Annotated in this window: 12 protein-coding genes; 4 read left to right on the top strand and 8 right to left on the bottom strand. The window is 65.3% G+C overall.

Annotation, left to right across the window (positions count from 1 at the left end; genetic code table 11):
* The first annotated feature begins 67 nt into the window (after positions 1-67).
* Positions 68-1,624, top strand: a complete 1,557-nt coding sequence (locus QRM96_RS03570; RefSeq protein WP_285318392.1) for an APC family permease — start codon at positions 68-70, stop codon at positions 1,622-1,624.
* Between the two features lie 153 nt (positions 1,625-1,777).
* Here QRM96_RS03570 and QRM96_RS03565 read toward each other — a convergent pair whose 3' ends face one another.
* The 6 genes from QRM96_RS03565 to araB all read right to left on the bottom strand — a co-directional run bounded on the left by QRM96_RS03565 (position 1,778) and on the right by araB (position 7,504).
* Positions 1,778-2,080 carry a DUF4193 domain-containing protein gene (locus QRM96_RS03565; protein WP_018762118.1) on the bottom strand — a complete coding sequence of 101 codons (303 nt, stop codon included), beginning with the start codon at positions 2,078-2,080 and terminating at the stop codon, positions 1,778-1,780.
* A 105-nt stretch (positions 2,081-2,185) separates the two neighbouring features.
* The gene (locus QRM96_RS03560; protein ID WP_109863891.1) at positions 2,186-2,377 is read right to left on the bottom strand and encodes a hypothetical protein; all 192 of its coding nucleotides are present in this window, start codon (positions 2,375-2,377) and stop codon (positions 2,186-2,188) included.
* Between the two features lie 79 nt (positions 2,378-2,456).
* A complete protein-coding gene (locus tag QRM96_RS03555; protein WP_285318391.1) occupies positions 2,457-3,479 on the bottom strand; it encodes a LacI family DNA-binding transcriptional regulator in 1,023 nt (340 codons plus the stop codon).
* Positions 3,480-3,483: 4 nt separating this feature from the next.
* Positions 3,484-5,004 (bottom strand): L-arabinose isomerase, encoded by a 1,521-nt coding sequence (gene araA / locus QRM96_RS03550; protein ID WP_285318389.1) that lies wholly within the window; start codon positions 5,002-5,004, stop codon positions 3,484-3,486.
* 26 nt (positions 5,005-5,030) lie between these two features.
* Positions 5,031-5,759: an L-ribulose-5-phosphate 4-epimerase gene (locus QRM96_RS03545; protein WP_018762114.1), complete on the bottom strand. Its 729-nt coding sequence runs from the start codon at positions 5,757-5,759 to the stop codon at positions 5,031-5,033.
* The gene (gene araB, locus QRM96_RS03540; protein WP_285318388.1) at positions 5,756-7,504 is read right to left on the bottom strand and encodes a ribulokinase; all 1,749 of its coding nucleotides are present in this window, start codon (positions 7,502-7,504) and stop codon (positions 5,756-5,758) included. The genes QRM96_RS03545 and araB overlap by 4 nt, the downstream gene beginning before the upstream one ends.
* Before the next feature lie 269 nt (positions 7,505-7,773).
* On the opposite strand from araB, the gene chvE reads away from it, so the two are divergent.
* The 3 genes from chvE to mmsB all read left to right on the top strand — a co-directional run bounded on the left by chvE (position 7,774) and on the right by mmsB (position 11,814).
* Complete coding sequence (chvE, locus tag QRM96_RS03535) at positions 7,774-8,901, top strand: multiple monosaccharide ABC transporter substrate-binding protein (protein WP_206073960.1); 1,128 nt, start codon at positions 7,774-7,776, stop codon at positions 8,899-8,901.
* A 98-nt stretch (positions 8,902-8,999) separates the two neighbouring features.
* Entirely contained in the window at positions 9,000-10,529 is a 1,530-nt protein-coding gene (mmsA, locus tag QRM96_RS03530; RefSeq protein WP_018762111.1) for a multiple monosaccharide ABC transporter ATP-binding protein, read from the top strand.
* A 4-nt stretch (positions 10,530-10,533) separates the two neighbouring features.
* Positions 10,534-11,814 carry a multiple monosaccharide ABC transporter permease gene (gene mmsB / locus QRM96_RS03525; RefSeq protein ID WP_285318385.1) on the top strand — a complete coding sequence of 427 codons (1,281 nt, stop codon included), beginning with the start codon at positions 10,534-10,536 and terminating at the stop codon, positions 11,812-11,814.
* A gap of 114 nt (positions 11,815-11,928) precedes the next feature.
* On the opposite strand, the gene QRM96_RS03520 is transcribed toward mmsB, so the two are convergent.
* Positions 11,929-13,182, bottom strand: coding sequence for an MFS transporter (locus QRM96_RS03520; protein ID WP_285318384.1), 1,254 nt, complete (start codon positions 13,180-13,182; stop codon positions 11,929-11,931).
* 42 nt (positions 13,183-13,224) lie between these two features.
* Positions 13,225-15,396, bottom strand: coding sequence for an elongation factor G-like protein EF-G2 (locus QRM96_RS03515; protein ID WP_285318383.1), 2,172 nt, complete (start codon positions 15,394-15,396; stop codon positions 13,225-13,227).
* Positions 15,397-15,473: the final 77 nt, after the last annotated feature.

Genomic DNA, 15,473 nt, shown 5'->3' with positions numbered 1-15,473 from the left:
CCCTCATACTAAATGAACGCCATTCATATAGTGACCTCCGTCTCACAGCCTTTCAGAAAGTGGTGCCATGACAGAGACAATCCGCACCAGTACCTCCAAATCCGGCCCCCACGCCCACGCACCGTCCACGGGCGGCGTCAGCGCCAAGGGACTCAAGGGCGGGCAGCTCGGCCTGCTGGCCGTCGTCGTCCTGGGCATCTCAACCATTGCCCCCGCCTACACGCTTACCAGCGCACTTGGACCCACCGTCAACGAAGCCGGGCTCCAACTGCCAGTCATCTTCCTGATCGGTTTCATCCCCATGATCCTGGTCTCGCTCGCCTACCGGGAACTCAACGCCGATTCCCCGGACAGCGGCACCACCTTTACCTGGGTCACCAAAGCGTTCGGCCCCTGGATCGGCTGGATGGGTGGCTGGGGCCTGCTGGCCGCCAACATCATCGTGCTGTCCAACCTGGCCGGCGTCGCCGTCGACTTCTTCTATCTCTTCCTGTCCCAGGTCACAGGCTCCGCCGAGCTGGCAGACCTGGCGGACAACAAGGCGCTCAACGTCATCACGTGCTTCGTGTTCGTGGCACTGGCCGTCTGGGTCAGCTACCGCGGCATGCACACCACCAAAATGGTGCAGTACAGCCTGGTGGGATTCCAGCTGCTGGTGCTGGGCCTCTTCGTCGCCATGGCATTCGCCAACTGGTCCACCTCGGAGACCGCCATCCCGTTCAGCTGGGACTGGTTCGACGTCACCAAAATCGAGACCTTCGGCCAGGTTGCCGCCGGCATCTCCCTGTCGATCTTCGTGTACTGGGGCTGGGACGTCTGCCTGACGGTCAATGAGGAAACCGCCAACGGCAAAAAGACCGCCGGCGTGGCAGGCACCCTCACCGCGGTCATCGTCCTGGCCATCTACCTCCTGGTCAGCATCGCCACCATGATGTTCGCCGGCGTGGGAGATACCGGCAACGGCTTGAACAACGCCGAGAACCACGAGAACATCTTCACGGCGCTGGCCTCTCCCATCATGGGCCCGTTCGCCATCCTGATGTCCCTGGCGGTGCTCTCCAGCTCGGCCGCTTCCCTGCAGTCCACGTTCATGTCACCGTCCCGCAGCCTGCTGGCGATGGCCCACTACGGCGCCCTGCCGGAACCCTTCAGCCGGATCAGCCGGAAGTTCGCAACGCCGGGCTTCGCCACCATTGCTGCCGGCGTCGTCTCCGCCGGGTTCTACGCGGTGATGCATGTGGTCAGCGACAACGTCCTGAACGACACCATCCTGGCGCTGGGCCTGATGATTTGCTTCTACTACGGCCTCACCGCACTGGCCTGCACCTGGTATTTCCGGCACAGCCTGTTCAACAGCGTGCGCCACTTCGTGTTCAGGCTGGTCTGCCCGGTGGTGGGCGGCGTGGGGTTGTTCGTGGTCTTCGTCCAGACCGCCGTGGACAGCCTGGCGCCCGAGTTCGGCAGCGGTTCCGAGGTCTTCGGCGTGGGCCTTGTGTTCATCCTGGGCGTAGGCATCCTGGCCCTGGGCGCCGTCGTCATGCTGGTCATGTCCCGCACGCACCCGGGCTTCTTCCGCGGCGAAACGCTCAAGAAGGATACGCCCGCCCTGGTAGTCCCGGAATAGGGCGAAGCGTTCACGAAAAGGTGCCGTGCCCCCAACCGGGCACGGCACCTTTCCGTTGTCACGGAGGGGTATTTTGGTAACGACGGCGGCCGGAGACACAGCAGCGCCGGCCGCCCCGGAGGGGCAACCGGCGCCGGGAAGAAGGGGTGGGGCTCAGCCTTCGCAGTCGCGGCAGTACTTCAGGCCGTCCTTTTCGCGGGCCACCTGTGACCGGTGGCGGACCAGGAAGCAGGACGAGCAGGTGAACTCGTCGGACTGCTCGGGAACCACAATGACGGTGAGTTCCTCGTTGGACAGATCGGCGCCGGGGAGGTCGATGCCTTCAGCGGTGTCATTCTCGTCGACATCGATGACTGCGGTCTGCGCGTTGCCGCTCCGGGACGCCTGGAGGGCCTCCAGGGAGTCAGCGGGAGACTCCTCTTCCTGCTTGCGTGGAGCATCGTAATCGGTAGCCATTAGCATGTTCACTTTCGTTGCTGCACAGCGCCATTTCAGGCACCTCAGTGAAGCAGTTTAGGGCATCATCCGGGCCCCGGCGCAATAGTGTGGCCAAGCAGACATTCAGTTGCCGCCGGACACCCTTCCCAGGTGTTCGGAGCGGGCATGGTCGGCGCCGACGGAGACTCCACTCAAGGCGGGAAGCCACCCCCACCGGGTGGCATCGGCCATGGCGCCGGCGGCCTCGGACTCTGATTCGCAGGTAAAGGTAGCAATGGCCCAGTCGCGGAGCCGGGTGAGCAAGGTAGCCGTCATGCCTGAAACCTACGCAGCAATTGTTGTGGCCACGTTTCGCGGCGGTCTCCCCCGGATTAATTCCAGCCTTCCTGCTGCTTCAGCAGGGCGGGGCCGTGCTGCTGCGCAGGATGAGCTCAGGTTCCACCACCAGCGTCCTGGGCCCTTCCGCACCGCCGAGTACCCCGAGCATCATGTCCATGCAGCGCCGGCCCAGTTCTTCGAAGTCCTGCCGGACCACGGTCAGCGGAGGGCTGAAGTATGCCGATTCGGGCTGGTCGTCGAAGCCCACCAGGGAAACGTCCGTCGGCACCTCCAAGCCTGCTTCGTTCAGGGCGCGCAGGATCCCCAATGCCATCTGGTCGTTGCCCACGAAGAGGGCCGTGGCGCGCCGGTCAGCAGCCAGCCGACGGCCAATGGCGTAGCCGCTGCCCGCACTCCAGTCTCCCTCGACCAGGAGATCCGCCTCGAGCCCGGCGGCTTCCAGGGCGGAACGCCAGCCGTCGGACCGCGCCACGGCGTCAATCCAGTCCTGCGGCCCGGCGACATGCCCGATCCGGCGGTGGCCCTGCGCTATGAGGTGCCGGACGGCCAGTTCGGCTCCCTTGCGCTGGTCCACCCGGACACCGCCAACGGCGTCATTCCCGTCGGACCCCACGGCCACTACCGGCACTCCGATAGCGAGTTCCGCCAAGGCCGCCAACGTGGCCAGGTGCGGAACAATCACGACGATCCCGTCCACCGCTTGGTCCAGGAAGTGCCTGACCGCGTCCAGGATGGTGTCCCTGGCGACTTCCCGCAGCGCAGCGACGCTGACAAAATATCCCGCGTCCCGGGCGGCCCGTTCAACTCCCAGCAAGGTGTTGGCCGGGCCGTACTGCGACAACTCGCTGCCCAGGACGCCGATGGTCTGCGAGCGCCGGGTGACCAGGCTGCGTGCTGCTGTATTGCGGCGGTAGCCGAGTTCGGCAATCGCCGCTTCCACCTTGTGCCGGGTCTCCTTGCTGACGTTGGGGTGCTTGTTGACCACCCGCGAGACGGTTTGGTGCGAGACCCCGGCCAGCCCCGCCACGTCCTCAAGCCTTGGCAGCCGCCGCCGGGGCCGGTAGCCGGGCTGCGCCACGGAATCAGATCCCGCCGGCGAGTTTGTAGTAGGCGGCGTTCCAGTTCAGGTCCTTCTTGAACTGGCGGATGGTGGTGCCCTCGTCGATGGTCAGGAGTTCGGTCTTGGCGATCTCGGCGAAGTCCTCGAACACCTCCATGCCCACCTGGGTGGAGAGCACGGTGTGGTGGGCGGCGCCGGCGGTGAGCCAGGCGGCGGCGGACGTGGCGAAGTCCGGCTTCGGCTGCCAGAGCGCGCGGGCCACGGGGAGGTTGGGCAGCGGCTGGTCCAGGGGAACCACGTCGACGGCGTTGGCCACCAGGCGGAAGCGGTCCCGCATGTCGGACAGGGCGACGACGACGCCCGGGGAGGCATCGGCGTCGAACACCAGCCGGACCGGGTCCTCTTTGCCGCCGATGCCCAGCGGGTGGATTTCCAGGCGCGGCTTCGACGCCGTGAGCGAGGGGCAGACCTCCAGCATGTGGGCGCCCAGGATCTTCTCCGCGCCCGGTTCCAGGTGGTACGTGTAGTCCTCCATCAGGGAGGCGCCGCCGGGCAGGCCGGCACCCATCACCTTCGCGGCGCGCACCAGGATGGCGGTCTTCCAGTCGCCTTCGGCGCCAAAGCCGTACCCGGCGGCCATGAGCCGCTGCACGGCGAGGCCGGGCAGTTGGCGGAGGGCCCCCAGGTCTTCGAAGGAGGTGGTAAACGCGGCGGAGCCATTGGCTTCGAGGAAGCTGCGCAGGCCCAGCTCGATCCGGGCGCCGTACCGCAGCGATTCATGCCTGGCCGCGCCTGCGCGGAGCTCCGGCACCACGTCGTACAGGTCCTCGTACTCGGCCACCAGGGCGTCGACGTCGGCCTCCGCCGCGCCGTGCACGGCGTCCGCGAGCTCATTGACGGACCACGTGTTCACCGCGACGCCGAAGCGCAGCTCGGCCTCGGTCTTGTCGCCTTCGGTGACGGCGACGTTGCGCATGTTGTCGCCGAAGCGGGTCAGCTTCAGGGTCCGGACGGCGGCCCAGCCGGCGGCCGCGCGCTGCCAGGAACCCACCTGGCGTGCCACCTCGGGGTTGGAGACGTGCCCGACGACGGTCTTCCGGGCGATGCCAAGGCGGGACTGGATGTACCCGAACTCCCGGTCGCCGTGCGCGGCTTGGTTCAGGTTCATGAAGTCGAAGTCGATGTCCGCCCAGGGCAGGTCGCGGTTGGCCTGGGTGTGCAGGTGCAGCAGTGGCTTGCGCAGGAGGTCCAGGCCGGAGATCCACATCTTGGCCGGGCTGAAGGTGTGCATCCAGGCCGTCACGCCGATGACTGAGTCATCGGCGTTCGCTTCCAGCGCGGTCCGGCGGATGGCATCCGAGTCGGTCAGGACCGGCTTCCAGACGATCCGCACCGGGACGGCGGAATTGGCGTTCAGCTGGTTGGCGATCTCCTGGGACTGGGCGGCAACCTGTTTGAGGACTTCCTCCCCGTAGAGGTGCTGGCTGCCGGTGAGGAACCAGACCTCGTAGCCGTCCAGGGTGGTGTTTGCTGCGGTGTTCATGCGTACTCCTGTTAAAGGTTTGGGGATTACTGCCCGTAGACGTTTTGGTAGCGGGCGTAGAGCGAGTCGATATGGCCTGCGTCGATCGGGAGGGGTTCACCGAGCTGCCGAGAGATATGGACAGTGCGGGCCACTTCCTCGCACATCACGGCGGCCTTCACGGCAGAACGGGCGTCCTTGCCGATGGTGAAAGGGCCGTGGTTCTGCATCAGGACCGCCGGTGAGTTCGAGTTTTTCAGCGTCTCCACAATGCCGTGGCCGATCGAATCGTCGCCGATCAGCGCGAACGGGCCCACCGGGATGGAACCGCCGAACTCATCCCCCATCATGGTGAGCACACAGGGGATGGCCTCACCCCGCGCAGCCCACGCGGTGGCATACGTCGAGTGCGTGTGCACCACCCCGCCCACCTCGGGCATGTGCCGGTACACATAGGCGTGCGCGGCAGTATCCGAGGACGGCGACAGGGCCGGGTTGCCCCAATCGACCGTGCCGCCGCCACCCACATTGGTGCCCCTCACCGGCGTGCCGTGCAGGTCGGTCACGACCATTTGCTCCGGGGTCAGGTCCTGGTAGCTGACGCCGGACGGCTTGATGACCATGAGGTCGGTGCCGGGCACCCGGGCCGAGACGTTGCCCGCAGTCCACACCACCAGTTCATAGCGGGTTAGCTCTGCGTGCAGGGCGCATACGTCTTCCCGGATCCGGGCGATGGTTTCCAGGATTGCGGCTTCGGTTCCCTGCCGGACGCTCATGCGGACACCTCCACGACAGAGTGGACGGCGGACCCGGTACCGGGCAGCACCGTACTGGCGGCCCGTCGCTGGATGGCCTTAAGCCGGTGCATCACGTCGTTGCTGCCCCGGCCAAAGTAGTCATGGAGGGTTTTGTACTCCTGGAAGAGTTCCTCGTATGCGGCCACGTTTTCCGGGATTGGAGTGTAGACCTCCCCGGGTTCGGCGCCCATGGCCGCTGCGGCCTGGCGGATATCCGCATAGTGGCCGGCCGCGACGGCGGCGTGAATCGCCGACCCCAGGGCCGGGCCCTGTTCCGAGCCGATAGTGGAAAGCTGCAGGCCGGTGGCATCGGCGTAGATCTGCATCAGGAGCCTGTTCTTGAGCAGGCCGCCGGCCACGATGAATTCCTTGACCGGAACCCCGGCGTCGCGGAAGGCGTCCACGATGGTGCGCGTTCCAAAGGCTGTGGCTTCCAGAAGGGCGCGGTAGGTGTCCTCGGGCCTGGTCGCGAGCGTCTGGCCCACCACGATGCCGGAGAGCTCGTGGTCCACCAGGACCGAGCGGTTGCCGGAATGCCAATCCAGGGCTATCAGCCCGTGCTCCCCGATGGCCTGCCGCGAGGCCAGTTCGGTGAGGTATTCGTGGATCCCCAGACCGGCAGCTTCGGCCGCCTGGTGGTATTCGGGCGGGACTCCGTATTTCGTGAACCAGCCGAAGATGTCTCCCACGCCCGACTGGCCCGCCTCGTAGCCCCACAGGCCGGGAACGATGCCGCCGTCAACGGCCCCGCACATTCCCGGTACTTCACGCAGTTCCGTGCCGTTCATGACGTGGCAGGTGGAGGTGCCCATGATGGCCACCAGCTGGCCGGGTTCCACCGCCTTCGCTGCCGGGGCCGTCACATGGGCGTCAACGTTTCCCACCGCCACGGCGATGCCCTCCGGCAACCCGGTCCAGGCTGCGGCCTCCGCGGTCAGTGTGCCGGCGGCGTCACCCAGCCGACCGATGGTGTGCTCGAGTTTGGAGCTGACGAAGTCCTTGAACTCCGGGTTCAAGGCAGCCAGGAAATCCTCCGAGGGGTAGCGCCCGTCCTGGTAGATGCCCTTGTAGCCGGCCGTGCAGGCATTGCGGACATACCTGCCGCACAGCTGCCAGACGATCCAGTCCGCCGCCTCCACCCAGCGGTCCATTGCGGCGTAGGCCTCGGGGTCCTCTTCCAGAAGCTGCAGCCCCTTGGCGAATTCCCACTCCGAGGAAATCAGCCCCCCATACCTGGGAAGCCAGTCCTCGCCCCGTTCGGCGGCGAGCCGGTTGATCCGGTCGGCCTGCCCCTGCGCCGCGTGGTGGCGCCACAGCTTCACGTACGCGTGCGGCCGGTTGGCATAGCCCGGCAGTTCGTTCAGCGGGGTGCCGTCGGCCATGACAGGCACCATGGTGCAGGCGGTGAAGTCCGTGGCAATACCGACGACGGCCGCCGGGTCGATCCCGGCGTCAGCCACCGCTGCCGGGACGGCAGTGCGAAGCACCTCCCGGTAGTCGTTGGGCACCTGGAGCGCCCACTCCCCGGGAAGCCGCGCGCCGTCGTCGCCCGCTGTGTCACGTGGCAGGACGTCGGTGACCACCGCGTGCGGATACGCATGGACCGCACTCCCAAGTTCCTTGCCGTCGCGGACACGCACCACCACGGCACGGCCGGAAAGGGTTCCGTAATCCACGCCGACGACGCAGAGGTCAGGGTTGGAACTGAAGGATGTATCTGGCATTCGGTTGCCTCCGCCCGGGAGGCAGGGGCCTCATTGCCGGGGTTGTCTAGGGGTCACGGTCGAGCTAAGCGCTGCAGCAAGTGTGAACGCTAACAAAGCAGAAGTCAATGAAATTGAAGCAGGTTCATGCACTTGATAGCCGCCTCTTGTTAGCGTTCACAAATCAGTCTATATTGAACCGACACATCAACAATGTGGCCAGGACCAGGGAGCATCGCTGCTGCCTCGTCCAATAACACTTCGCGGCAGTGCTGCCGCGGAAGGAGAAAATGGTGAGAATCAAAAAAATCGTGGGCGCGGTGGCCCTTGTCCTCGCGCTGACGGTGGGCGCCACCGGTTGCGGCTCACGTGGCGCGGCAACCGAATCCAGCGGCGCGGCGAAGCCCGCCGACTCGCTGGTTGGGATCTCGATGCCCACGCAGACATCCGAGCGTTGGATTGCCGATGGCGCCAACGTCGAGAAGTCGCTCAAGGACCTTGGCTACAAGACAGACCTCCAGTTCGCCAATGACGACATCCCAACCCAGGTCTCGCAGATCGAAAACATGCTGACCAAGGGCGCCAAAGCGCTGATCATCGCCGCCATTGACGGCACCACCCTGACCGATGTCCTGGCCAAGGCCAAGGAGCAGAACGTCAAAGTGATCGCGTACGACCGCCTCATCAACGGCACCCCGAACGTGGACTACTACACCACGTTCGACAACTACACGGTCGGCGTCCAGCAGGCCACCTCGCTGCTGACCGGCTTGGGACTCCTTGACGCCAGTGGCAAGAAAGTGGACGGCAAGGGTCCGTTCAACGTCGAACTCTTCGCCGGAAGCCCTGACGACAACAACGCCAACTTCTTCTGGACCGGCGCCATGGACACCCTCAAGCCGTACATGGATGCCGGCACCTTGAAGGTCCCCAGCGGCCAGACCAAGTTTGAACAGGCCGCGATCCTCCGCTGGCAAGCACCCGTGGCGCAGAAGCGCATGGAGGATATCCTCACGTCCGCCTACAGCTCAGGTACCAAGCTGAACGGCGTCCTGTCCCCCTATGACGGACTGTCCATCGGCATCATCTCGGCCCTCACCAGCACCGGCGGCTACGCCAAGGGAAGCCTGCCGGTCGTCACGGGCCAGGATGCCGAGAAGGGCTCCGTGAAGTCCATCGTTGCCGGCGAGCAGTACTCCACCATCTTCAAGGACACCCGGCAGCTCGGCGCCCAGGCGGTCAAGATGGTGGACGCCGTCCTCAAGGGCCAGGAACCGGAAACCAATGACACCAAGACCTACAACAACAAGGTCAAGGTTGTCCCGGCTTACCTGCTGAAGTCCGTGATCATCACCAAGGACAACTACAAGAAGGAACTGATCGACTCGGGTTACTACACCGACGCCGACGTCAAGTAGACAGCCGGGGGCTGCGGCCGGCCGTCCGGCCGCAGCCCTCCCGCAACCTCCTGCAGCAGCAGGAAGGCCAAGATTCGACCAGTCAGTGGGAATTGACGATGAACACACCCATTCTTCAAATGCGAGGAATCACCAAGACGTTCCCGGGCGTGAAGGCGCTGCAGGATGTCACCCTTGATGTGAACCGTGGAGAAGTCCATGCCATCTGCGGTGAGAACGGCGCCGGCAAATCAACGCTCATGAAGGTGTTGTCCGGCGTATACGCGCACAACACGTTCGACGGGGAAATCCTGTTCGAAAACGAACCCTGCAATTTCGCCAGCATCTCGGACAGCGAGAAGCGGGGCATCGTGATCATCCACCAGGAACTCGCCCTGAGCCCGTACCTTTCCATCGCCGAGAACATCTACCTCGGCAACGAACAGGCCACCAAGGGATGGGTGGACTGGCGGAAGACCAACCTGGAGGCAGCAAAACTGCTGGCCCGCGTGGGACTCGATGAAAACCCCGTCACCCCGGTACAGCACATCAGCGTGGGCAAGCAGCAACTCGTGGAAATCGCCAAAGCGCTGTCCAAGGAAGTGAAGCTGCTCATCCTGGACGAGCCCACGGCCGCCCTCAACGATGAGGACTCCGGCCACCTGCTGGACCTGATCCTCCACTTGAAGGGCCAAGGCGTCACCAGCATCATCATCAGCCATAAGCTCAACGAGATCCGCAAGGTGGCAGACGCTGTCACCATCATCCGCGATGGCAAGACCATTGAGACCCTTCGGCTCGATGAAGGCCAGATCACCCAGGAGCGGATCATCCGTGGCATGGTGGGCCGTGACCTTGAGAGCCTCTACCCGGAACGCGAGCCGAACATCGGCGCGGAAGTCCTCCGGATCGAAGACTGGTCCGTCCGCCACCCGCAGGACCACGCCCGCATGGTAGTCAGCAACGCCAACCTGCACGTCAGGAAGGGCGAAGTCGTGGGCCTTGCCGGGCTCATGGGCGCCGGCCGGACGGAACTGGCCATGAGCGTGTTTGGCCGCACTTACGGCACGGCCACCTCAGGCAAGGTTTACAAGTACGGCGAGGAGATCAATACGTCCACCGTCTCGGACGCGATCAGGCACGGCATTGCCTACGCCACGGAGGACCGCAAGCACTACGGCCTGAACCTGATCGAGGACATCAAGCGTAATATCTCGCTGGCATCGCTGCGCAAGCTCGCGAAGCGCGGATTCGTCGACAAAAACCAGGAGACCGTGGTAGCTAACGGCTACCGCACCAGCATGAACATCAAGGCACCCTCCGTCGCCGCCATCACCGGGAAGCTCTCCGGCGGCAACCAGCAGAAGGTGGTCCTGAGCAAGTGGATGTTCTCCGACCCGGACGTCCTCATCCTTGATGAACCCACCCGAGGGATCGACGTCGGCGCCAAGTATGAGATCTACACGATCATTGCCAGGCTCGCGGCCGAAGGAAAGGCCGTCATCGTCATTTCCTCGGAACTTCCCGAGCTTCTGGGTATCTGCGACCGCATCTACACCCTCGCCGCCGGCCATGTCACCGGTGAAGTGCCCATCGCCGAGGCCACCCAGGAATCACTGATGCATTACATGACCAAAGAGAAGGAATAGCGAAATGTCAGCCCTAAGAGAGTCGCTCGGATTCCTCACAAGCCGCCTCCGCCAAGTTGGCATCTTCGTCGCCCTGATCCTGATCGTCCTCCTGTTCCAAGGACTCACCGGCGGGATCCTGCTCGAGCCGCAGAATGTCACCAACCTGGTGGTCCAAAACAGTTACATCCTCATCCTGGCCATCGGCATGGTGATGGTGATCATCGCAGGCCACATCGACCTGTCCGTCGGCTCCGTGGCGGGATTCATCGGTGCCGTCGCCGGCGTCATGATCGTGCACTGGGGCTGGCCATGGTGGGCCGCAATCCCTGCGTGCCTGCTGGTCGGCGCGCTCGTCGGGGCCTGGCAAGGGTACTGGATCGCATACGTGGGAATCCCGGCCTTCATCGTCACGCTCGCAGGCATGCTGATCTTCCGTGGCCTGACGCTCATCACCCTGAAGAACCAGCAGATCACGCCGTTCCCTGCGGAGCTGCGGGCCCTGGGCGGAGGCTTCCTCCCGGACATCTCCGGCGGCACGTCAGTACTGGAATGGCTCACGGTCATCCTTGGCGTGGGCGCCACCGTGGCACTCCTGATCCAGGCCCTAAAGGAACGCCGCATCCGCAAGAAGTTCGATCTCGAAAGCGAGCCTCTGGTCTGGTTCGTCATCAAAACCGCTTTCACCGCGTTGCTGATGCTCATCATCACCTTCCTGCTGGCGTCCTACCGGGGCACGCCGATCGTCCTGGTGGTCCTGGCATTCCTGGTGATCGCCTACACGGCACTGATGAACAACAGCGTGTTTGGCCGGCACACCTATGCAATCGGCGGCAACCTGCATGCAGCTGAGCTGTCCGGAATCAAGACCAAGGCCGTGACGTTCCGCCTCTTCGTGAACATGGGCGTCCTCGCAGCTTTGGCGGGCCTGGTCTTCACGGCCCGGCTCAACTCGGCCCAACCGGCAGGCGGAACCGGATTCGAACTCGATTCGATCGCGGCGGCGTTCATTGGCGGTGCGGCCGTCACCGGCGGCATCGGCACCGTTGCCGGGGCCATGATCGGCGGACTCATCATGGGTGTGCTCAATAACGGCATGTCCATCCTGGGCCTGGGCACGGACTACCAGCAGCTGATCAAGGGCCTGGTGCTCTTGATCGCCGTCGGTTTCGACATCTTCAACAAGAACCGCAGCGGCGGCGGCAGCGACCTTGGAAGACGGTTCAGGCTGAAGACCACTCCTCCGCCCACCGCGGAAAAACTGGCGCCGGTGGCCAGCGAACCGGTGGAGGCAGTCGTCAAGTAATACCGGCTTCTGCCACCGGCAGGCAGTTCTTCGAAGGCCCCTGGCCCCGGACGCATACCGTCCGCGGCCAGGGGCCTTCGCTGCATGTCGTCCGGTGAGTGCCTCCCAACCTGGTCAGGGCGCGGCCGGCAGGCCCGCCCCGGCATCGGCCGGCGAGCGCCGCCGCCGGCTCAGCAGGATGAATGGTGCCGCCAGCAACTGCACAACGCCACTCATGGCCAAGGATGCAGGGTAGCCGTAAAGGTCCGCCGCCCTGCCAAGCAGCGGTTGCACCACCACCCCGCCACTTGAGCCCATGAGCGAAGCGAAGCTGAGGACGGTGGCCCGCTGCTGGGAGGCGATCATGTCATTGAGGTAGGCCTGGCGGACCGGGGTGCCGGCGGAAGCCACCACTGCCCAGAGGGCCAGAAGCACCAGCGCCAGCCAAAAGACGTTGGTTGCCAGCAGCACCACCAAAACCACCGAGCTGATGATGTTGGAGCCGATCAGCACGGTGGTGCGCCGGTGCACCAGCTTCCGGACCTGCGGCGCCAGCCAGCCGCCCACAATGTCGGCCCCGGCCACAATGGCTGCGGCCAGGCCCGCAATGGCGTAGGCCCTCGGATCGCCGAACAGTTGCAGCAGGTAGGGCTGGAGGGCATAGAAGACGTAAAAGCCCACGCCTTCGGTAAAGGGCGCGGCCAGCATCATGTACCTCACGGGCGGATTCCTTAGCCCGCCGTCGAGCGAAGCCCGGAGGACTGCCCGGGTGGCTTGCAACGGGTGGGCCGAGCGCTCGGGCGTGAAGCCGACGTCGTGCATGAGAAAGAACGCAACGGCAAACATGGCCACCAGGACCGCGACGCGCAGCAGGAACGGCACCCCCAGGTTGGTGGCCTGCGCAATCACCCCGCCTGCCACCGAACCGCCCAGCATGGCGATGCCGGAAACCATCTGGCCGCGGCCCAGGACCGCTTCGAGGGTGCCCTCGTAGCCGGTGAAGTGCAGGGCATCCACCAGCCAGGCCTCCACCGCGCCGGAGAAGAAGGTAAAACCGAGCCCCAGCAGCGCCGAAACGGCCGCCCACCACCAGAACGGCGCGTGCAACTGCCAGAGCAGGTAGTAAAGGAAGGTGGACCCGGCCAGGGTGACAGTGCCCAGCAGGAACGACACCCGCCGCCCCCAACTGTCCGCGACCACCCCGGTGGGTACTTCGAAGAGCACCATGCCTGCCGTGAAGAAGGCGTTCGCGGCGAAGGCCTCAAAGTTGTTCAAGCCCGCATCGAGCAGGAACAGTGTGTTGATGCCCCAGATAAAGGACGCCGCGAGGGTGTTGCCCAGCGTCAACGTCAGGTAGATGTTCTGGATTTTTCGTGCAGCGGCGTTCACGGGTGGCCGGCGTTCCTTGGCGATGTTCCTGCCCGGGCGGGATCAGGAGGGGCTGAAATTCGATGGCACCGGTTCGTGGCGCAGGTAGTGCCGGCGGAACCTGCCGGTGCCGGCGGTCAAGGCACGCAGTTCCACCGCGTACCTCAGGAGTTCCTGGTCCGGAACTTCGGCACTGATTTCGGTGAGGCCCTGGCCGGAGGAAGTGGTGCCGGTCAGGCGGCCGCGCCGGCCGGACAAGTCGCTCATGACCGTCCCCACGTGCTCATCCGACACCGTGATGGCCACCGCGGACACCGGTTCGAGGAGCTGGATCTTTCCCGCGGCCGCAGCCTCGCGGAGCGCCAGGGCCCCCGCCGACTGGAAGGCGGCGTCGGATGAATCCACGCTGTGGGCCTTGCCGCCAACTACGGTCACGCGCAGGTCCACCACGGGGAAGCCTGCGGAGACACCCCGCTCCATCTGCGCCCGGACGCCCTTCTCGATCGACGGGATGAACGTTCCCGGGATGACGCCACCCACGGTCTTATCCACGAATTCGAACCCAGCACCCCGGTCCAGGGGTTCCACTTCGATGTCGCAGACGGCGTACTGGCCGTGGCCGCCGGATTGTTTGACGTGGCGGCCATGGCCTGTGGCGGGCGCGGCGAAGGTTTCCCGCAGCGGCGTCACCACGTCAACGGTGTGGAGTTTCACGCCTTGCTCGCGCAACCTGTCGAGCACTACCTCCGCATGCGCCTCACCCATGCACCACAGCACCAGCTGGTGCGTTTCGGCGTTCCGGTCCACCCTCAGGGTGGGATCGCCCGCCGCAATCCTGCCCAGGCTGCGGGCCAGCGCGTCCTCGTCACTCCGGGAGTCCGCTTCCACGGCAACCGGCAGCAGCGGCTCGGGCATTTCCCAGGTGGCCAGCAGCAGCGGCGTGTCCCGCGCCGAAATGGTGTCCCCTGTTTCGGCGCTCCCCAGCTTGGCAAGGGCGCACAGGTCCCCCGCCACGCAGTAGGGCACAGGCCGCAGGCTGGCCCCCAACGGCGAGTAGATGTGGGTTACGCGTTCGTCGGTGTCGTGGTCCTGGTGGCCCCGGTCGGCCAGTCCGTGGCCGCCCACGTGCACGGGCGAATCTTCACGCAGGGTCCCGGAGAAGACCCGCACCAGGCAGATGCGGCCCAGGAAGGGATCATTGGATGTCCGTACCACCTCCGCGGCCAGAGGACCGGACGGGTCACAGGACAGGGTTCCGGCCGGCTCTCCCGCGAGGTCGGTCAGGTCAGGCAGGCTGCGCTCCCCCGGCGGCGGGAAAGCACGGACCAGCAGTTCCAGCAGTTCGGCGGTGCCCAGCCCGGTGACGGCGGAGGTAGGCAGCACCGGGAAGAATGAGCCGCGGGCGACGGCGGTTTCCAGGTCGTTTGCGAGCGCTGCCTGGTCGACGTCCTCACCGTCCAGGTAGCGGTCCATGAGAGTCTCGTCTTCACTTTCGGCGATGATTCCCTCGATCAGGGTTCCGCGGGCCGGCCCTGCTGCCTCGAGCTCGGCAGGGTCAGCCGGGCGGGTTGCGGGCGATGCGTCACCCGACGAGTAATCGGTGACCTCGCGGGACAGCAGGCCCAGCAAACCGGCATCCGCCCCCTCCCCCTGCACTGGCACGCACAGCGGCAAAACGCCGTCGCCGAAGGCTTGTTGGCAGGCGGCCAGGGTCCGCCCGTAGTCTGCGCGCGGATGGTCCATCCGGGTGATGACGACGGCGCGCGGGAGCCTCACGTGTTCGCACTCGCCCCACAGCGCGGTGGTGGTGGCATCAATTCCGTCCACCGCGGAGACCACGAACAGTGCAGCATCGGAGGCACGCAACCCGGCCCGCAGCTCCCCGATGAAATCCGGGTAGCCCGGGGTATCCATCAGGTTCACTTTGACGTCCTCCACCATCAGCGGCACCAAGGACAGCGTGACCGAGCGCTGCTGGTGCACAGCCGCCGGGTCGGAGTCGCTGACGGTTGTTCCGTCCACGATGGAGCCCTTGCGGGTGATCATGCCGTTTGCGGCGAGCAAGGCCTCGATAAGCATCGTCTTTCCGGCGCCGGAGTGCCCCACCAGGGCCACGTTGCGGATCCGGCCGGGGTCCGAGGCGGCAATGCCGGCGTTTTGATCTGCCCGGCGTGCATCGGGGCCGCTTTTGCCGCCGGCCGCCCGCACTGACTCCTTGGTGCTCTTCACCGACATGGGAACCTCCTGGCATCATTGCCGGCCGGACTGGACGTATCCTCTGATTCGACACCTTGGGCGGCGGGACGGCAAGA

This window comes from Pseudarthrobacter sp. lyk4-40-TYG-27 (assembly GCF_030209295.1).
In the GTDB taxonomy this organism is placed as follows: domain Bacteria; phylum Actinomycetota; class Actinomycetes; order Actinomycetales; family Micrococcaceae; genus Arthrobacter.
This window is presented reverse-complemented; position numbering and strand designations above follow the sequence as displayed.